This is a genomic window from Cryobacterium glucosi (assembly GCF_004402235.1).
In the GTDB taxonomy this organism is placed as follows: Bacteria; Actinomycetota; Actinomycetes; order Actinomycetales; family Microbacteriaceae; genus Cryobacterium; species Cryobacterium glucosi.
The window spans coordinates 358,154-377,713 of the sequence record NZ_SOFS01000019.1 but is presented as its reverse complement, the minus strand read 5'-3'; the positions used below and the strand labels follow the sequence as shown (position 1 = coordinate 377,713).

At 68.7% G+C, this 19,560-nt stretch carries 13 protein-coding genes; 12 read left to right on the top strand and 1 reads right to left on the bottom strand.

The annotated features are described in order from the left end of the window. Positions 1 to 88: 88 nt before the first annotated feature. The 10 genes from arfA to E3O46_RS10340 all read left to right on the top strand — a co-directional run bounded on the left by arfA (position 89) and on the right by E3O46_RS10340 (position 16,800). Positions 89 to 1,627 carry an arabinosylfuranosidase ArfA gene (gene arfA, locus E3O46_RS10385; protein WP_198413712.1) on the top strand — a complete coding sequence of 513 codons (1,539 nt, stop codon included), beginning with the start codon at positions 89 to 91 and terminating at the stop codon, positions 1,625 to 1,627. Beyond that, positions 1,624 to 3,777 (top strand): beta-galactosidase, encoded by a 2,154-nt coding sequence (locus tag E3O46_RS10380; protein WP_134561652.1) that lies wholly within the window; start codon positions 1,624 to 1,626, stop codon positions 3,775 to 3,777. Before arfA ends, E3O46_RS10380 begins: the two co-directional genes overlap by 4 nt. A gap of 2 nt (positions 3,778 to 3,779) precedes the next feature. Continuing rightward, entirely contained in the window at positions 3,780 to 5,657 is a 1,878-nt protein-coding gene (locus E3O46_RS10375; RefSeq protein ID WP_241975169.1) for a glycoside hydrolase family 35 protein, read from the top strand. A gap of 64 nt (positions 5,658 to 5,721) precedes the next feature. Next, positions 5,722 to 8,217 (top strand): DNA polymerase III subunit gamma and tau, encoded by a 2,496-nt coding sequence (locus tag E3O46_RS10370; protein WP_134561651.1) that lies wholly within the window; start codon positions 5,722 to 5,724, stop codon positions 8,215 to 8,217. 3 nt (positions 8,218 to 8,220) lie between these two features. Further along, entirely contained in the window at positions 8,221 to 8,820 is a 600-nt protein-coding gene (recR, locus tag E3O46_RS10365) for a recombination mediator RecR (protein WP_134449856.1), read from the top strand. A 120-nt stretch (positions 8,821 to 8,940) separates the two neighbouring features. After that, the gene (locus E3O46_RS10360; RefSeq protein WP_134450073.1) at positions 8,941 to 10,281 is read left to right on the top strand and encodes an aspartate kinase; all 1,341 of its coding nucleotides are present in this window, start codon (positions 8,941 to 8,943) and stop codon (positions 10,279 to 10,281) included. Between the two features lie 99 nt (positions 10,282 to 10,380). Then, positions 10,381 to 11,442, top strand: coding sequence for an aspartate-semialdehyde dehydrogenase (locus E3O46_RS10355; RefSeq protein ID WP_134449857.1), 1,062 nt, complete (start codon positions 10,381 to 10,383; stop codon positions 11,440 to 11,442). 63 nt (positions 11,443 to 11,505) lie between these two features. Further along, positions 11,506 to 13,947, top strand: coding sequence for an EAL domain-containing protein (locus tag E3O46_RS10350; protein ID WP_134561650.1), 2,442 nt, complete (start codon positions 11,506 to 11,508; stop codon positions 13,945 to 13,947). 16 nt (positions 13,948 to 13,963) lie between these two features. Continuing rightward, positions 13,964 to 15,616 (top strand): sensor histidine kinase, encoded by a 1,653-nt coding sequence (locus tag E3O46_RS10345; RefSeq protein ID WP_134449859.1) that lies wholly within the window; start codon positions 13,964 to 13,966, stop codon positions 15,614 to 15,616. A gap of 26 nt (positions 15,617 to 15,642) precedes the next feature. Further along, positions 15,643 to 16,800 (top strand): GGDEF domain-containing protein, encoded by a 1,158-nt coding sequence (locus E3O46_RS10340; RefSeq protein ID WP_134561649.1) that lies wholly within the window; start codon positions 15,643 to 15,645, stop codon positions 16,798 to 16,800. Between the two features lie 40 nt (positions 16,801 to 16,840). Here the strand turns inward: E3O46_RS10340 and E3O46_RS10335 are convergent, their stop codons facing one another. Beyond that, a complete protein-coding gene (locus tag E3O46_RS10335) occupies positions 16,841 to 17,452 on the bottom strand; it encodes a hypothetical protein (RefSeq protein WP_134449861.1) in 612 nt (203 codons plus the stop codon). A 119-nt stretch (positions 17,453 to 17,571) separates the two neighbouring features. On the opposite strand from E3O46_RS10335, the gene E3O46_RS10330 reads away from it, so the two are divergent. Next, the gene (locus E3O46_RS10330; protein WP_134449862.1) at positions 17,572 to 19,026 is read left to right on the top strand and encodes a glycosyltransferase family 2 protein; all 1,455 of its coding nucleotides are present in this window, start codon (positions 17,572 to 17,574) and stop codon (positions 19,024 to 19,026) included. Beyond that, positions 19,023 to 19,511 carry a hypothetical protein gene (locus tag E3O46_RS10325; protein WP_134449863.1) on the top strand — a complete coding sequence of 163 codons (489 nt, stop codon included), beginning with the start codon at positions 19,023 to 19,025 and terminating at the stop codon, positions 19,509 to 19,511. The genes E3O46_RS10330 and E3O46_RS10325 overlap by 4 nt, the downstream gene beginning before the upstream one ends. Positions 19,512 to 19,560 lie beyond the last annotated feature (49 nt).

Sequence of the window (19,560 nt, the reverse complement as noted above, 5' to 3'; positions counted from 1 at the left end):
CACCGTCGGAGAAGGGTGGGCCTGGACCAGGCCCACCCTTTTCCGTCGCCTTCACCACCGTCGTACCGAACAAAGAGGATCTTCTCCCGTGTTGCACGCCCGGCTCAGCATCACCCGCGACAACGTTGTGGCACCCGTTTCGCCCCGGATCTTCGGCTCCTTCGTCGAGCACATGGGCCGCGCCGTGTACACGGGCATCTACGAGCCCGGTCATCCCGCCGCGAATGCGGAGGGATTCCGCCAGGACGTGCTCGACCTGGTGCGGGAACTGAACCCGAGCCTCGTCCGCTATCCCGGCGGCAACTTCGTCTCCGGCTTCCGCTGGGAAGACAGCGTCGGCCCCCGCGACACGCGCCCCGTGCGCCTCGACGTGGCGTGGCACAGCATCGAGACCAACGAGGTCGGCCTGCACGAATTCGCGGCCTGGGCGGAGACCGCGGGCGTCGAGGTGATGCAGGCCGTGAACCTGGGCACCCGGGGCGTCGCGGAAGCCGCGGCCCTGCTCGAATACGCCAATCACCCGGGAGGCACCACCCGCTCCGAGGAGCGCAGGGCCAACGGCCGCACGGAACCGTTCGGCATCCGCGTCTGGTGCCTCGGCAACGAAATGGACGGCCCCTGGCAGATCGGCCACAAGACCGCCGAGGAATACGGGCGCCTCGCCGCCGAGACCGCCCGGGTGATGAAATGGGTCGACCCCACCATCGAACTCGTCGTCGCCGGCAGCTCCAACGCCGAAATGCCCACCTTCGGCAGCTGGGAACGCACGGTGCTCGGGCACACCATCGACCTCGTCGACCACATCTCCCTGCACGCCTACTACGAGGAGAAGCCCGGCGACCTCGGCAGCTTCCTGGCCTCCGGCGTCGGCCTGGACCGCTTCATCGGAGACGTCGCCGCGATCGTCGACGAGGTGGCGGCGGAACGGGGCGTCGACCGCTTCATCGGCATCAGCGTCGACGAGTGGAACGTCTGGTACCAGACCCGCTTCAACGAGGTGGACAAGGAGGACCTGCTCACCGGCGACTGGAACGCCCACCCCCGGCTGATCGAAGACGAGTACAACGTCAGCGACGCCGTCGTCGTCGGTTCCCTGCTGATCTCCCTGCTGCGCAACAGCGACCGGGTCTCGATGGCCAACCTCGCCCAACTCGTGAATGTGATCGCCCCGATCAGGTCCGAACCCGGCGGACCGGCCTGGCGACAGACCACGTTCTTCCCCTTCGCGTTGACCGCGGGCGCCGCCCGCGGCGACGTGCTGGCCACCGCGATCCACTCCGACACCTACGAAACCGTCGCCCACGGCACCGTCGACGTAGCGGATGCCGCCGCGACGGCCACCGACGACGAGGTCGTGCTGTATCTCGTGAACCGGTCGAGCGCCACCCCGCTCACCCTGGACGTGGACCTGGCCGGGGCACCCGCCGGAGCGATCCGGTCCGCGCGGAGCGTGCACGCCCCGGACGGCGGCGACCGGTTCAGCACGAATGCCCTCGATCATCAGGAGACGGTGGCACCCGTCGAACTCACGGGCCTGACGCTGTCGGAAGACGGCGCCCGCCTCACCGCGGTGCTGCCGGCACTGTCCTGGTCCATCGTCCGCCTGGCCGCCCGGAGCGCGTCATGAGCACCGTGAGCGCGACCATCGCGGCAACATCGACAGCGACCCGCTGGGTGCGCTGGCCGGATGCGCACACCCTCGCCGACGGCACGGAGAGCCTGGCGTCCGGAACCGCCCGTATCGCATACGGCGCCGACTACAACCCCGAGCAGTGGCCGGAGGCGGTCTGGGCCGACGACATGCGGCTGATGCGCGAGGCCGGCGTGAACATCGTCAGCGTCGGCATCTTCTCCTGGGCGCTGCTGCAGCCCACCATCGACAGCTGGGATTTCGGCTGGCTCGACCGCGCCCTCGACCTGCTGCACTCCAACGGCATCGCCGTCGACCTCGCCACCGCAACCGCGAGCCCGCCACCCTGGCTGACCGAGGCGCACCCTGAGGTGCTGCCCGTGAACCGGTTCGGCGAGACCATCTGGCCCGGCGGCCGCCAGCAGTGGCGTCCGACCTCACCGGTCTTCCGCCGGTACGCCCTGGCCCTCGTCGAGAAGATGGCCATGCGCTACGCCGACCATCCCGCACTCGCCATGTGGCACATCAGCAATGAACTCGGCTGCCACAACGTCTACGACTACTCTGACGACGCTGCTGCGGCCTTCCGCGGCTGGCTCGCAGGCCGGTACGGCTCGCTCGTCGAACTCAACCGGGCCTGGGGCACCGCGTTCTGGTCCCAGAACTACTCGAGCTGGAGCCAGATCCTGCCGCCGCGCCTCGCCGCCACCCACCCGAACCCCACCCAGCAACTCGACTTCGCCCGGTTCTCCAGCGACGCACTCAAGGACTACCTGGTCGCCGAGCGCGAGATCCTGCGGCAGGCGACTCCCGAGGTTCCGATCACCACCAACTTCATGGTGATGGGGGAGACCCGCGGCATGGACTACGCGGACTGGGCCGACGAGGTCGACATCGTCTCCAACGATCACTACCTGCTCGTCGCAGACCCGGAGGCCTTCGAGGAACTGTCGTTCTCGGCCAACCTGACCGGCCAGATCGCGCATCGTGCGCCCTGGTTCCTGATGGAGCATTCCACCAGCGCCGTGAACTGGCAGCCGGTCAACCAGGCGAAGTCGCCCGGCCAGCTGCGCCGCGACAGCCTCACGCACGTCGCGCATGGCGCGGACGCGGTCTGCTTCTTCCAGTGGCGACAGTCGCTGGCCGGCGCCGAGAAGTTCCATTCCGCGATGCTCCCGCACGCGGGTGAAGACAGCACCGTCTTCCGCAGGGTCGCCCGCTTCGGCGGCGACCTCGCCGGCCTCGCCGAGGTCGCGGGAAGCCGGACCCGGCAGGCCCGCATCGGCATCCTTTTCGACTGGGACTCGTGGTGGGCCTCCGAGCTCGACTCGCACCCCACCGAGCTGCTGCGCTACAAGGCCGAGGCGATGACCTGGTACACCGCGGCGCTCGCGAACGGGCTCCAGGCCGACATCATTCCCGCCCGATCGGTGCTGCACGGACCCGGCCTCGACGGCTATGACCTCGTGATCGCCCCGATGCTCTACGTGGTCACGGCAGACCTCGCGGAAGCGCTCACCGGCTATGTGACCGGTGGTGGCCACCTCACGGTCGGCGTCTTCTCCGGCATCGCCGACGCCGACGACCACATCCACCCCGGCGGCTACCCCGGTGCCTTCCGTGAGCTGCTCGGCGTGCGCGCAGAGGAATTCGGCGGCCTGCTCGCCGGCCAGGCCGTCGGACTGTCCGGCGACCTGCCCGCGGGCTCGACAGGGACGCTGCTCACCCACGACGTCACCGTGCGGAACGACGTCGACGTGCTCGCGCGCTTCGACGACGGCCCGTTCCCCGGCGTGCCGGCCATCACCGGCCGTGCCGTCGGTGCCGGACGGGCCAGCTTCGTCGGGACGGTACTCGACAGGGAAGCCCTCGTCGCCCTCGTCGGTCGCTTCGCCGCGGATGCCGGCATCGCCTCACCGCTGCCCTCCGACGTGCGCGGCACTGTCCAGCTCGCCGTGCGTGAGACGGACATCCTCGAGTACCTCTTCTACATCAACCATTCCGCGCATGCGGTCACGGTGGCACTCACCCCGTTCGATGGATGCCTCACGGCCGTCGATCTCGGAGGAAGCACCCTGGCCGCCGGCTCGCTCACCCTCCCGGCGACCGGGGTCGCCGTGCTGAGCCGGCCGCGGGCGGGGGAGTGACCGTGGCCGACTTCGCGATCGGCGAGACCGACTTCCTCCTGGACGGCACGCCGTTCCGGGTGCTCGCCGGCGCCATCCACTATTTCCGGGTTCATCCGGACCACTGGGCGGACCGGATCCACAAGGCTTGGCTGATGGGGCTCAACACGATCGAGACCTACGTGGCGTGGAACGCGCATTCGCCGGTTCGCGGGCAGTTCCGCACCGATGCCGGGCTCGACCTGGCCAGGTTTCTCGACCTCATCGCGGCGGAGGGGATGTACGCCATCGTGCGGCCGGGCCCCTTCATCTGCGCCGAGTGGGACAACGGCGGCCTGCCCGGCTGGCTTTTCCGCGACCCGGCCGTCGGCGTGCGGCGCAACGAACCGCTCTACCTCGCGGCGGTCGCCGAATACTTCGGGCAGCTGCTGCCGATCGTGGCCTCCCGTCAGATCGACAGGGGCGGGCCCGTCATCCTCGTGCAGATCGAGAACGAATACGGCGCATACGGCGCCGACAAGGACTACCTGCGTGCGCTCGTCGACCTCAACCGGGCCGGCGGCATCACGGTGCCGCTCACCACGATCGACCAGCCCACCGACCAGATGCTGACCGACGGCAGCCTTCCCGGCCTGCACAAGACCGGCTCGTTCGGGTCGCGGGCCACCGAACGACTGGCGACCCTGCGCCGCCACCAGCCGACGGGGCCGCTCATGTGCGCCGAATTCTGGAACGGCTGGTTCGACCACTGGGGAGCCCACCACCACACCACCTCCGCGGAGGACTCGGCCCGTGAGCTCGACGCCCTGCTCGCCACCGGCGCTTCCGTGTCGCTCTACATGTTCACCGGCGGCACCAATTTCGGCTTCACCAACGGCGCCAACGACAAGGGCGTGTTCCAGCCGACGGTCACGTCCTACGACTACGACGCTCCGCTCTCCGAGAGCGGGGAGGTGACGGAGAAATACCTCGCCTTCCGCGAGGTGCTCGCCCGGTACGGGCCGGTGCCGGCCGAACTGCCCGAAGCCGTTCCGGCGGCGCCCGCCTTCGAGGTCGAGCTCGATGAGTCGGTGACGCTCTGGGACGCTCTGCGCGAGCTGGCGGACCCGGCCGCCGAACCCGTGCCGGGGCTGCCGAGCATGGATGCCCTCGGCCAGTACACCGGATTCGCGCTGTACCGCAGCAGGCTGGCCCCCGGCGCACATCTGCTCTCCTTCGGCGCGATCCGCGATCGCGCCCAGGTGTTCGTCGACGGCAATCCCGTCGGCGTTCTGCAGCGCGACCACCACGACCGGTCGATCAGCCTGCCGAAGGGGTCCACGCTCGACCTCCTCGTCGAGGACCAGGGCCGGGTCAACTACGGCCCGAGAATCGGGGAGGACAAGGGCCTGATCGGCCCGGCGACCCTCGACGGGGCGCCTCTCGGGAACTGGCAGGTGCTGCCCCTCGACCTGGACGGATTCGCCGCAGCCGGTAGCCGGCTCTTCGCCCAGCATCCGCGATGCTCCGACGGGGGCGGCGAGCGCGATCTCGATCCCGACCTGGACGTCGATCTGACATTCGCCTTCGACTCGCTCCGGGCCGCCGAGCCCGCCGCGGACACGGTCGCCGTGGAGGCCCCGGTCGGCTCGCTGAGCGGACCCGCGTTCGCGCGCGGCTCGTTCGACACAGAGCAGGGACGCGACCTCTTCCTCAGCACGGCAGGCTGGGGCAAGGGCCAGGCCTGGATCAACGGGTTCAACCTCGGGCGGTTCTGGGACCGCGGACCGCAGACCACCCTGTACGTTCCGGGCCCGGTGCTGCGGGAGCGCAATGAGCTCCTCGTGCTGTTCCTGCACGGAACCGGAAGCACCCGGGCCCGCTTCGTCTCCCGCCCCGACCTCGGCCACACCGATTTCTAGCGGTCTCCGCCCGGGACCCCGGCCCCCGGGCGGGACTGTCAGCGGTCCCGGCTACGATTGATCCGTGGTTACCGCCCTGTATCGCCGCTACCGGCCAGAGACCTTTGCCGAGATGATCGGCCAGTCCCAGGTGACCGAACCCCTGATGACGGCCCTGCGCACGAATCGGGTGAACCACGCGTACCTGTTCAGCGGCCCCCGCGGCTGCGGCAAGACCACGAGTGCGCGCATCCTCGCCCGCTGCCTCAACTGTGCAGAGGGCCCGACCGACACCCCGTGCGGTGTCTGCCCGAGCTGCGTCGAGCTCTCCCGCGACGGTGGCGGCTCGCTCGACGTCGTCGAGATCGATGCCGCGAGCCACAACGGCGTCGACGACGCCCGCGACATCCGGGAGCGCGCCATCTTCGCGCCCGCCCGCGACCGCTACAAGATCTTCATCCTCGACGAGGCGCACATGGTCACGCCGCAGGGCTTCAACGCTCTGCTCAAGATCGTCGAAGAGCCGCCGGAACACGTGAAGTTCATCTTCGCGACGACCGAGCCCGAGAAGGTCATCGGCACGATCCGCTCGCGCACCCACCACTACCCGTTCCGGCTCGTCCCGCCGGGCCCGATGCTCGAATACGTGCAGACGCTCTGCGAGAGCGAGAAGGTCGCCGTCGCACCCGGCGTGCTTCCGCTCGTCGTCCGCGCCGGCGGCGGGTCGCCCCGCGACACCCTCTCGCTCCTCGACCAGCTCATGGCCGGTTCCGACGACCACTCCGTGGAGTACGACCGCGCGGTCGCCCTCCTCGGCTACACGAGCGCGTCCCTGCTCGACGAGTCGATCGACGCGATCGCCGCCCGCGACCCCGCCGCAGCCTTCGACGCGGTCGACCGGGTCATCCAGACCGGCCAGGACCCGCGCCGCTTCGTCGAAGACCTCCTCGAGCGCATGCGCGATCTCATCGTCGTCGCCGCAACCTCCGCAGCGGGCGCGTCCGCCGTGCTCCGCGGGGTTCCGCAAGACGAGATCGAGCGGATGGCCGTTCAGGCCGCCAAGTTCGGCCCGGCCGAGCTCTCCCGCACCGCCGACATCCTCAACACCGCACTCACCGAGATGACCGGCGCGACCTCGCCCCGGCTGCACCTCGAACTCATGATCGCCCGCGTGCTGATCCCCGCGAGCGACGACTCCACCCGCGGCGCGCTCGCCCGCGTGGAACGGCTCGAGCGCCGCATCGGTGTTGGTACGAGCGCTGTGGGTGCAAGCGATGTCGGTACAAGCGGTGCCGATACGAGCTCGGCCGCATCGGTGGCTCCCAGCTCCGCGACGCCCGCCGTTTCGTCTCCGACGGATGCTTCGCACGCCCCCGATGCACGCCCCGTGCCGGTCGCCGATCGCGGTGCGCCTGCGCCCGAAGCCCCCGTGACCCCCGCGGTCTCCACTGTTCCCACGAGCCCTCCGGCAGGTCAGGCATCCGTCGCGCCGGCCGTCGTTGCCGCGGCCCGCCCGATCGGGCCGGTCACGTTCCAGCAGGTCAAGGACGCCTGGCCAGAGGTCCTCGAGGCCGTCCAGACCGCCAAGACGAGCGCGTGGCTCGTGCTCTACACGGCGAACGTGCTCGAATTCCGCGACGGCGACCTCCTCGTGCTGTCGTTCCCGAGCCAGAAGGACGTCGCCGGCCTCAAGCAGTCAGCCGCGCCGGGGGAGGGCGTCGGCGACTACCTCAAACGGGCGGTCAATTCGGTCCTCGGCTTCACGCCGCGCCTCATCGCCAAGGTCACCGAGCCCGGGGCATCAACCCCCGTCGCCGGCCCGTCAGCTGTGCCCAGTGCGTCGCCCGCGCCAGAGCCACAGACATCGAGCCCTGCCGCCGCCGCGTCGCAGGCCGCACCGCCGGCCGCTGCGGTGAGCGACGGCGCAGCCGACACACCGTTCGGACGCCCGGACGCGTCAGCATCACCGACCGGACCCTCGGCCACCGCAGGGTCCAACGCCCCGACCCGGGCATCCGCTCAGCCGGCATCGGCACCGCGGTCCACCCCCGTCGAGCCGACCGGCTCCGTCACCGCCTGGGCGACCGTCGCGATTCCGGGCGCGGGCGACGCGTCCACCGGGGCGACGGCCCCCGCGACCGCACCTGCCGCGACCGCTGCCCCTGCCGCCGCTGCACCGAACGCGGCAACACCGGCACCCTCGGCTCCGGCAGCGCCCGGCCCCACGGCATCCGCTGCCCGACAGGGTGAACCGCCATACGACGACGAACCGCCGCCGTACGACGACAGCGACGTGCCGCCGGACGAGGACACCCCACCGGACCGCAACGCGGGCTCGGCCAGACAGGGTCAGAACCGGTCGCCCGCGCGCCAGGTGCCTCCCGCATCCCAGGCGCAGCCGGCACCGGTCGATCGCAACGTCACCCACACCGGGCCGAACACCATCGGCCCGAACGGCAGGCGCAGCCCGGCCTTCGAGGAGAAGCAGCGCTACGGGGAATCCGTCGTCCGCGAGGTCCTCGGTGCGACCTTCCTCGAAGAACAGCCGTACGAACCGGCACCCCGAACCAGAGGCGACTGACCCATGTACGAAGGAATCGTCCAGGAACTGATCGACGAACTCGGCCGCCTGCCCGGAATCGGGCCGAAGTCCGCGCAGCGTATCGCGTTCCACATTCTGCAGACCGAGAGCTTCGACGTCACCCACCTCGCCAATGTCCTCCTCGAGGTGCGCGACAAGGTGCGCTTCTGCGAGATCTGCGGCAATGTCTCCGAGCAGCCGACGTGCATGATCTGCCGCGACCCGCGCCGCAATCCCGCGATGATCTGCGTCGTCGAAGAGGCCAAAGACGTCGTGGCGATCGAGCGCACCCGCGAGTTCAAGGGGCTCTACCACGTGCTCGGTGGCGCGATCAGCCCCATCGACGGCATCGGGCCAGACCAGCTCCGCATCCGCCAGCTGCTGCAGCGCCTCTCCGACAACACCGTCCAGGAGGTCATCATCGCGACCGACCCGAACCTCGAGGGCGAGGCGACGGCGGCCTACCTGTCGCGCCTGCTGACGACCCTCGAGATCACGGTCACCCGGCTCGCCTCCGGCCTGCCCGTCGGTGGCGACCTCGAGTACGCCGACGAGGTCACCCTCGGCCGTGCCTTCGAGGGTCGCCGCACCGTCTCGAGCTGACCCCGGCTCCACGCCCGCGTGCGCGGCGTCACATTGCCGGTGCCGAATACATCAGCATTTAGGATGGAAGACGGGGCTATGCCCGCCATGCCCGCAGACCCGAACCCCCAGGAGCGCCACGTGAGCTTGATCGTGCAGAAGTTCGGCGGATCATCCGTCGCAGACGCCGAAAGCATCAAGCGCGTCGCCAAGCGCATCGTCGACACCCGCAAGGCCGGCAACGAGGTCGTCGTCGCCGTCTCCGCGATGGGCGACTCCACGGACGAGCTCCTCGACCTCGCCCACCAGGTCACCCCGATCCCGGCGCCGCGCGAGCTCGACATGCTCCTCACCGCAGGCGAACGCATCTCCATGGCCCTTCTCGCCATGGCGATCAAGAGCATGGGCTACGACGCGCGCTCCTTCACCGGCAGCCAGGCCGGCATGATCACCGACGCGCACCACGGCGCCGCGCGCATCGTCGACGTCACGCCCGGTCGCATCCGCTCGGCTCTCGACGAGGGCGCCGTCGCGATCGTCGCAGGCTTCCAGGGCTTCAATCGCGACACCATGGACATCACGACCCTCGGTCGCGGCGGCTCGGACACCACGGCCGTCGCCCTCGCCGCCGCCCTGAACGCCGACATTTGCGAGATCTACACGGATGTCGACGGCGTGTTCACCGCGGACCCGCGCGTCGTTCCCCGGGCGCACAAGCTCGACCGCATCTCGAGCGAGGAAATGCTCGAGCTCGCCGCCGCCGGCGCCAAGGTCCTCTACATCCGGGCGGTGGAATACGCCCGCAGGCACGGGGTGACCCTGCACGTGCGCTCATCGTTCAACAACAATCTCGGCACGATCGTGTACAACCCCGACACGACCGACCCGGCGACCGCGCTCCCGGATGGAACCGTCGGCACGCCTCCCGTTACCAGTACGACCGAATCCCTGATCGGAGAAAAAGTGGAAGAGCCCATCATCGCCGGGATCGCCGCCGACCTCAGCGAGGCGAAGGTGACCGTCGTCGGCGTTCCCGACATCCCCGGCAAGGCCGCGCAGATCTTCAAGATCGTCGCGAACACCAACGCCAACGTCGACATGATCGTCCAGAACGTGTCCGCCGCCTCGACCGGGCTGACCGACATCTCCTTCACCCTTCCGAAGTCGGAAGGACAGCGGGTCCTGACCGCGCTGACGAACGAACGCGGAAACGTCGGGTTCGCGAGCCTGCAGTACGACGACCAGATCGGCAAGCTCGCCCTCGTCGGCGCGGGCATGCGCACCAACACCGGTGTCTCCGCGAAGCTGTTCGCCGCACTCTACGAGGCCGGGATCAACATCGAGATGATCTCGACGAGCGAGATCCGCATCTCGGTCGTCACCCGCGCGGACACCATCAACGAGGCGCTCCGGGTCGTGCACACCGCGTTCGACCTCGACGACGACGCCGAGGCCGTCGTGCACGGCGGCACCGGCCGCTGAGCCGCGCCGCCCCGGCATCGCCGGGAACCGAGCCACACACCGCGTCACCCGCAGTCAGACCGTCAGACAGCACGACAGACAGATACTAGGGAAGAAACCGTGAGCAGCACAGCAGGAATCCACATCGGAGTCGTCGGGGCAACCGGCCAGGTGGGCGCCGTCGTCCGGCACCTGCTCGAGCAGCGGGACTTCCCGGTTGCGGGCATCCGCTACTTCGCCTCTGCCCGTTCGGCCGGAACCACCCTGCCGTGGAAGGACGACCGGATCGTCGTCGAAGACGCCGCGACGGCCGACCCGACCGGGCTCGACATCGCGATCTTCTCCGCCGGGGCGACCCTGTCCAAGGTCCAGGCCCCCCGGTTCGCCGCTGCCGGCGTCACCGTGATCGACAACTCGTCCGGCTGGCGGATGGACCCCGACGTTCCCCTCGTCGTCAGCGAGGTCAACCCCGAAGCCATTCACCACGCGGTCAAGGGCATCATCGCGAACCCGAACTGCACCACGATGGCCGCGATGCCGGTGCTCAAGGTCCTGCACGACGAAGCCGGGCTGCAGCGCCTGATCGTGAGCACCTACCAGGCCGTGTCCGGCAGCGGGCTCGCCGGTGCCCAGGAACTGGCGAGCCAGATCCGCGCCGCCGCGCACAGCGACAACCTCCTCCAGCTCGTCCACGACGGGTCCGCCGTCCCGATGCCCGAACCCGTGCTGTACGTGCGCCCGATCGCCTTCGACGTCGTTCCGCTCGCCGGTTCGATCGTCGACGACGGACTCTTCGAGACGGACGAGGAAAAGAAGCTGCGCAACGAGAGCCGCAAGATCCTCGAACTGCCCGACCTGCTTGTCTCGGGTACCTGCGTGCGGGTGCCGGTCTTCACGGGCCACTCCCTGTCCATCAACGCCGAATTCGCGAACCCGCTCTCGGTCGCCCGTGCGCTCGAGCTGCTCAAGGATGCTCCGGGCGTCGTGCTCACGGACGTCCCCACTCCGCTCGAGGCCGCGGGCAAGGACCCGAGCTTCGTCGGTCGGGTCCGCCAGGACCCCGGAGTGCCGGATGGGCGTGGACTGGCCCTGTTCATCACCAACGACAACCTGCGCAAGGGCGCCGCGCTCAACGCCGTCCAGATCGCCGAACTCGTCGCCGCGGACCTGCTCGCGTCCTGACCGACGGTGACTTTTCCGGTCGCGGAGGCGACCGCCGGACCGCGTGCACTACTGTGGAACACCATGGGCGGGTATCGCGTTTCAGAGGGCGTGCGGCGCGTGATCATCGCACTCTTCGCGACCATCGCCGGCGTCGTCGTGGTCTCCGCGATCCTGTCGCTGACCGGTCAGCCGGGGTCCGCCTGGTGGGTCGCCGCCACTGGTGTCTTCTGCGCCGCAGCGCTCAACGTCTGCTGGGTGCGCCTGGGCCCTGAACGGCATCGCAGCCCCGTCGTGAGCCTGCCCATCCTGGTGCTGCCCGTGCTCTACACCGTCGTCAGCCCGCTGGCCGCGGCCGGCGCCATCGTCCTCGGAGTGCTGCTCATCGTCCTGGTGCGCTCCCGACGCGTCGACGTCGCCCTCTACAGTGCCGGACTCGCGGGAACCGGCAGTGCCGCGGCCGTCGCCGTCCTCGCAGGCGCGACCGCCTTCGGCCTCCCCAGTTATCTCGCCGCCGGTTGCGCCGGCGCCGCGTATGTCGCGCTCGTGGCGATCATCGAATACCTGCGGATGGTGTTGGTCCGGCCGATCGCGAACCGCACCGGCCCCCTGATCGCGCCGGCGCGGCTGGCGCTGATGGTGCTCGGCTGCGCACTCCTGTCCGCGCTCGTCGTGGTCTTCCACGACGCAGGCCTGGCCGTCAGTCGGGACCCGATCGTGTTCGTGATCGCAACCCTGCTCGCCTTCACTCTCGCCGGCGTCGGGATCAAGCTCATCGGCCGCGTCGTCACGATGCGCAGCCGGCTCACCGGTCTCATCACGGGCGCTGCGGCGCTCGGCGCCGCCGGGCGCGAGGACATCTCCGCCGGCCGTGTCCAGTCCGGGCCTGAGGACGATGCCGAGGCGACCTCCCGGGTCCTCGCACTGCTTCACGAGGCCGTGCGGACGACCATCGGCGTCGAGTACGTCGCCGTGCGCGACCACGCGGCGCGCGTCGGGGAGATCAGCGCCCCCATCCTGCTGTCCGAGTCCGACACCCGGTTCGTCGTCGCGGGCCGCGAGCCGATGGGTGGCGTCTTCACCACCGACGACAGGAGCGCACTCAACGCCCTCGCCCGCGCGGCCGAACTCGCGATGAGCGCCCACTACAACATCGGCGGCCTCACCGCCCGCGCCAACACCGACCCCCTCACCGGCCTGCCGAACTACCGGGCCTTCCAGACGGCGCTCGCGAACATCAACGACCACCGTGACTACTCGGAGGCCCTCGCCGTCCTGTTCCTGGACCTCGATGACTTCAAGCGCCTCAATGACCGGCACGGGCACCAGAGCGGAGACGACCTGCTCAGGGAACTCGGCCGCAGGCTGCGCATGGTCGTGCGACCGAGCGACGTCGTCGCTCGCGTCGGCGGTGACGAATTCGTCGTGATCCTCACTCACCTGGCCTCTCTCGGCGAGGCGAAGGAGATCGCCGAACGCATCCTCGAGACCTCCGTGCAGCCGCTCACCCTCGGCTCGAGCAGCTACACCCCGACGCTCAGCATCGGCCTCGCCTATTCGGCCCACCGGGAGACGGATGTCTCCCAGCTCGTGCAGGACGCCGACCGGGCCATGCTCGCGATCAAGAAGTCGCGGCGCCGCGGCGGACCGGCCAACGAGAGCAGCATCAACATCTCGAGCCACCGCTCCTCCCAGATCAACGACATCATCGCGCACGCCATCGACGAGGACCTCCTCGAACTCGCGTTCCAGCCGATCGTCAGCCTCGTCACGGGCCAGATCTGGGCGTTCGAGGCACTTGTCCGCTACAACGACCCCGTTCTCGGCCCGCTTTCGCCGCCGTCCATCGTGGAGAAGGCCAAGGGACTCGGCCGGATGGACGCCCTCACCCGGCAGGTCGCCGTGAAGGCCATGGCCGCGGCCGCCGACTTCCGCCTCGTCGAACCCCGGGTCACCTGCATGGCCATCAACGTCGAGGCCGGGCAGATCGTGCCCGACCGGGTCGGCACCTTCATGGAAGACCTCGCCGGACGGTATCCGGGAATCTCGCTGTGCCTCGAACTCAACGAGCGTTCCGTCGCCCGGGTGACCCCCGCCATCCGCTCGCAGGCCGACCGGCTGCGCGACCTGGGGCTGCTGATCGCCCTCGACGACTACGGGTCCCAGGACTCCTCGGTGGACGCGCTCGTGCGGATGCCCATGGACATCCTGAAGATCGATCGCAGCCTCGTCGATGACCTCGATGACATCCGCCAGCGTGAGGTGCTCACCGCGCTGCAGGGCTTCGGCGACAACCTCGAATACTCGATGATCGTCGAGGGCGTGGAGAACGAGGCGATGGTCAGGCATCTCGCTGCCATCGGCATCCGCAGCGCCCAGGGCTTCCACTACGGCGTTCCGGAGAGCTTTGAGAAGACCCTGTCCCGTCTCGAGCGCTATGGGGCCGCAGCGGTCGTCCCCGCTGGCGACCTCCCGATCGGTCCAACCGTTGGAGCAGAGACTCCTGCTGCAGCCCCGGCGACCTGACCGATAGTCTCAGTCCATGAGTGAGACCGGGATGGACCGAGCGGTGAGGTCGAATCTGTCGCGCCTCGACCGTTCCGTCTTCCTCTCCCAGCTTCTCCTCGCCGGGGCGACCCTCTTCCTCGTCGCTGTCACCGGGCTCACCGCGATCCAGCGGCTGAGCTCCCCGATGTTCTTCCTCGGCGTGCTCCTGATTTTCATCGTCACGGCCGTCAGCGCCCTCGTCACGTGGAGCGACCACTCCAAGTACTGGATCGTCCTGCTTCCCGTCGTCGACATCATCGCGATCGTGCTGATCTGGCAGGCCGCGACCGCGATCGGCGCGAGTTTCCTCCTGGTGCTTCCCGTGATCTGGCTGTCGACGCACTTCGGAGCGCGGGGTGCGACGGGGAGCGTCATCCTGGCGGCCGTCATGATCTGGGGCGGGACCCTGTTCCGTTCCGTGCCCATTTCCCTGGCCGACGTTCCCCAGCTCGCGATGATACCGACCATGCTGGGCTTCGTCGCGGTGACCACGCACCTGACGACCAAGCGCGCCGCGGCGCAGCGGGTGCTCCTCACCCAGCAGGCCGGCCTGTTCGAGTCGGCCCTGCGACGTTCACGCCGCCAGGAGCAGACCCTCGACGAACTCTTCAACGCTGTGGACTTCGGGGTCGTCGGATTCGACCGTGCCTCCACGGCGAATTTCCTGAACCGTGCGCAGCGCGAGCTGCTCGCCCTCTATGGCACGACAGACAACCGGCCGGCAGTCGTCAGCACGGTGTTCCACGAAGACAGGGTGACCCCGTACGACGAGCTGGACCGGCCGTACTCCCGGGCGCTCCGCGGGGAGACCATCGACCGCCTCACCGTCTGGGTCGGCGAACCCGGCCAGCAGCAGGCTGCCCTCCTGGTCTCCGCGCGACCGATCACCGACGAGAACGGCGACTACGACGGCGGCGTCATGGTCTCGCGCGACGTGACCGCGGAAGTCAGGGCGATCCAGGCCCGCGACGACCTCGTCGCCTCGGTGTCCCACGAGTTGCGCACACCGCTCACGTCCATCCTCGGCTACCTCGAACTCGCTCTCGATGACGAACGTCTCGACCCGTCGACCAGGGGCATGCTCGAGGTCGCGTCGAAGAACTCCGACCGACTGCTCGAGATGGTCTCCGGGCTGCTCACCGACGCGAGTGATTCGAAGCACGAGCCTCCGCTCAACGTCGCCCCGTGCGACCTGGCCGGGATCGTCGCTGACGCTCTCGAGTCCGCCGGCCCTTCGGCCTCCAAACGCACCATCGGGTTCGATGTCGAGGCCCTTCCCGCCGTCACGGTCGAAGCGGATGCGTTCCGCTTGCGGCAGGTCGTCGACAACGTCCTCTCGAACGCGATCAAGTACAACGTCGAGTCCGGGCGGATCGGGGTCACGCTGGCCGTCGCCGACGGGCTGGCGGAACTGCGGATCTCGGATACCGGCAGGGGGATGACCGCCGAGGAACAGACCAAACTGTTTGACAGGTTCTACCGTGCGGACTCGGTACGGAATTCGAGCGTGCACGGCACCGGGCTCGGGCTGAGCATCAGCAGGGACATCATGCGCAAGCACGGGGGCGACCTGCGCCTCGAATCCACCAAGGGCAAAGGCTCGGTGGCGGTCTTCACGCTACCCCTGACGCCCGTCGCCAGCCGATAGACTGCCCTCAGAAGGGGGCCCAGCACTTGGACTCGACCACACTCTTTATCGTCAGCGCGCTCATCGTCGTGCTCTGCGGGGTGTCGTTCATCCTGAACACGGCCCTCAACCGCAATGACGCGGCGGGCAAGCTCTGGAGCCTCGCCTTCATCGCAGGGATCGCCGTGGCCTTCGGCTACGGCGTGGCGATCATCGGGGCATCGAACTGGTGGGGTCTCCTGGTCGGCAACGTCGGCCTCGTCGTGCTGTCCGGGGCGTTCTGGAGCGGTTCCCGCCTCTACAACTCGCGGGAGTCCCTGCTGTGGACCGTCGGAGCGGCCGGAGCGGTCGTCGCGATCTGGACGCTCGTCACTGCGCCGGGCGGCGACGGCTGGGGCGCCTCAGGGGTGACCTGGGCGGCCATGGCCGCCTTCGGCGCCCTGGGCGGTTCTGAGGCGCTGCGGGGCAGGCTCGGCAGGAACATCAACGGCAGGATTCTGGGTCTGAGCCTCTGGATCGTGACGGTCTACACGTCGGCGCGGGTGGTCGCCCTGGTCGCGCTCGGCCACGACCACCCGGACTTCTCCCGGTTCTTCGGAACAGGATCTGCGTCGATCGTCAACATGTCCCTGATCGTGGTCGGTTCCATCGCCATTTCGATCCTCCGCGCCGAGAAGCTCGGCAACAACGCCGTCGGGGACTTCACCGATGGCATCCACTCTGCGGCGGGCGTGATGACGTCTGGTGCCTTCGTGCAGGCGGCGACCGACCACATCGAGAGGGCCGACCGCTGGCAGCTCGGACTCGCCGTGATCGGTGCCGACATCGACAACCTCCCGGAGATCAACACCGCCTTCGGGCGCGCCGCAGGTGACGCGGCCATCGCCCGGTTCGCCCAGACTCTGCGGTACAGCGCGCCCGTGATGGCCCTGATCGGGCACCCCGCCGCCGGCAGCTTCCTCATTCTCGTCAGTGTCTCGTCCGCAACGGAGGCCCGGAGCATCACCGAACGCATCCAGACCGCGCTCGTCGACGAACCGGTCACGGACTCCTATCGCATCCGCCTGACCGCGAGTTTCGCCATCGCGGACACCTTCGACCACGGCTACGAGCTCGGCGTGCTCACGTCGGCCGTCACCGAGGCCATCCGCACGCTCAAGCGCGGCGGTGGCAACGACATCACGGTCGTCTCCGAAGCGGCCTGAGACCCGACGGACCGAGTCGCGGAAGCCGGCCGACCGGCGGCTATCCGGCGGGGGTGAGCGCGACGGTGATCTCGTCGCTCGCCGTCGACTTGGCGAATGCCGCCGAGGTCGGCGTCGACTGCACGAGGACCTCGTAGGTGAATGCGAGCGTGATGCTCGTCGCAGCGGGGTCGACCGCGGGCAGGATGAACGTCTGGCTGTAGCTGTACGGCGTCTTGATCAGGTAGCCGGGCGCGATCGAGGCCTGGTCGACCGAGGCGGGTGGGGCGGTCAGGGGGCCGCTGGGGCCCTTCACGGACGCGGCGACGCTCACCCGGGAGAGGTAGACGGCCTGGCCGTCGTCCGTTCCGAGGGTTCCGATCAGAGAGAAGCTGATCGGCTTGTTCGCGGAGGGTGTCCATTCGCCGATGTTGAGCGTCGACCAGTAGTTCACGGCGAGGGTGACATCGCCGGCCTTGAGGTTGCGGGTCGTCGAACCGGTCGCGAGGTCATTGATCACCGGAATGATCGGGGCCACCGAGAAGGTGGCCGTCGGCGTGCTCGAGGCGAGACCCGTCGACCAGGGTGCCTGGCCGCATCCGCTCAGAGACGCTGTGAGCAGAAGACCCAGACCGAGCGCGGGAAGCACTCGTGAGAGGGAACGAGCAGGCATGAGGACTCCCGTGGATCGTGGTTCAAGCCCGAACAGGGGGGCTGCGCTTGAGCTTATCTTGCGGAGACCTTGACCGGGGGTGTGGCAAAAGTTGCGGTTCGGATGGGAGAGTAAGACCTGTGAACGAGAACCCCCAGAATTCCCCGTATGTCAAGGCCCAGCCCCCGGTTGACCCTTCCCTCGCGGCCTACGCGAACGATTTCACGGAAATCGTCGACGCTCTGCCCGTGTTCCGCCCGACCATCGGGTGCATCGTTCCTGCGTACAACGAAGCGGACTCCATCGCTTCAGTCCTGGATTCCCTGCTCGCCCAGACGCGTCTTCCCGACGTGATCCACGTCGTCGTGAACAACACGACGGACGACACGGTCGAGATCGCCAGCCACTACGCCGGCCCGCACATGCGGATGACCGACGGTGTCGAGCAGTTCACCGAGATCTTCGTCCACGACATCGGGGAGAACCCGGACAAGAAGGTCGGTGCGCTCAACTACGGCTTCTCGCTCATCGAGGGCTGCGACTACCTCCTCGGCGTCGACGGCGACACCACCGCCGACCCCCGGGCGGTCTGGCACCTCGAGGCCGAGATCTCCTCCGACACCCGCGTCGGCGGCATCTCCGCCATTTACAGCATCGACGACAGCCAGATCGACGGCACGATGGGTAAGTTCCTCATCGCCGGCCAGCGCACCCAGTTCGCCGCCTTCAACATGCAGAACATGCTCCGCGGCCGCAACATGGCCGTCCTCGGCGGGCAGTTCTCGATCTTCTCGATCCGGACCCTCCAGGAAGTCATGATCGACAGCAAGCAGTCCACTCCGTGGGTGAAGGACAGCGAGGTCGAGGACTCCCTCCTCTCCCTGCAGATCAAGAGCGCCGGCTACCTGACCAAGATCAGCGCCCAGGCCCGCGCCAACGTCGGCGGCATGACGACCCTGCGCGGCCTCGACGCCCAGCAGGTCAAATGGAACTTCGGCGCCATCGAGCTGATGTGGCCCGGCCAGCGCGGCGACACGAAGGGGCAGCCCTTCCACCCCAACCTCCGGCTCCGCTGGATCGAGAACTTCTCGATGGCCGTCAACATCGTCACCCGTGGTCTGTTCATCATCCTGCTCGCCGCATCCCTGTCGATCGGCGCCTTCGTGTTCAGCCCGGTCTGGCTGATCCCGCCGCTCGTCGCACTGCTGCTCAACTTCCGCACGGCCTGGTCGATGAAGAACCGCAACGGGCGGGACTTCTTCTTCGCGCTGGCCTGGTTCCCCGCGGAGATCTACATGTGGGTGCGAATCGGACACTTCCTCAGGGCCTGGACGAAGTTCGCGAGCAACAAGCAGGTCGACAACTGGGCGGAGCAGGCCAAGGCAGAGCGCGGCTCCGGAAACGCCTTCCTTTTCCCGCTCATCTTCGCGACGGCCTTCTTCGCCGCGCTCGTGTTCATCTGGCTGCAGCTGCCCGTGGTGGCGCAGTCGACGGTCCTCTGGATCGGCTGGCCGATCCTCGGCGTCACCACCATCATCCAGACCCTCACCATGTTCGGCACACTCGTCAAGCGTCACCGGGGCTACCGGGTGTGATCGCCCTACTCGAAGACGGGGCGCTCGAGACGCTGCTCAACCAGGTGGGCGGCGATACCTCGCTGCGTCACCGATTCCTGCGCGACTTCATCGCCCTCTGGCCCAGCCGGGCCGAGCGGCTTGCGGAGTCCCTCGCCCGGCCTGACCTGGAAGAGGCGCACGTCGTCCTCCTCAGCATCCGTTCGACGAGCACGATGGTGGGAGCCGTCGTGCTCGAAGCGACCGCTGCCCTCGTGCACAGTGCGCTCTCGCGCAATGATCTGCCGGGCTGCCTGCAACACATGCGGCGGCTTGTCGAGGTCGGCGAAGCCACCTGTGCCGAGCTCGCCGTGCTGACGACCAGGGCAGAAGACGCCGAGCGCGCCCAGAAGGCCTGGCAGGCTCAACAGGGGCAACAGCAGGCTCAGTATGAGCAGCAGTCCCAGTTCGGCGACCGTGCGGTTCCGCCGCGGCGCTGGGAATTCCCCGCGACGCACGCTCACTGAAACAGGGACGAGCCTCGGGCCCGCCCCTGCGGAGTTCCGGCGGAGAGCC

Bases quoted from the DNA above. Each gene is read 5' to 3' on its own strand.
- E3O46_RS10380 (WP_134561652.1), top strand. From the start codon at position 1,624: ATGAGCACCGTGAGCGCGACCATCGCGGCAACATCGACAGCGACCCGC.
- recR (WP_134449856.1), top strand. From the start codon at position 8,221: ATGTACGAAGGAATCGTCCAGGAACTGATCGACGAACTCGGCCGCCTG.
- E3O46_RS10350 (WP_134561650.1), top strand. From the start codon at position 11,506: ATGGGCGGGTATCGCGTTTCAGAGGGCGTGCGGCGCGTGATCATCGCA.
- E3O46_RS10345 (WP_134449859.1), top strand. From the start codon at position 13,964: ATGAGTGAGACCGGGATGGACCGAGCGGTGAGGTCGAATCTGTCGCGC.
- E3O46_RS10335 (WP_134449861.1), bottom strand. From the start codon at position 17,452: ATGCCTGCTCGTTCCCTCTCACGAGTGCTTCCCGCGCTCGGTCTGGGT.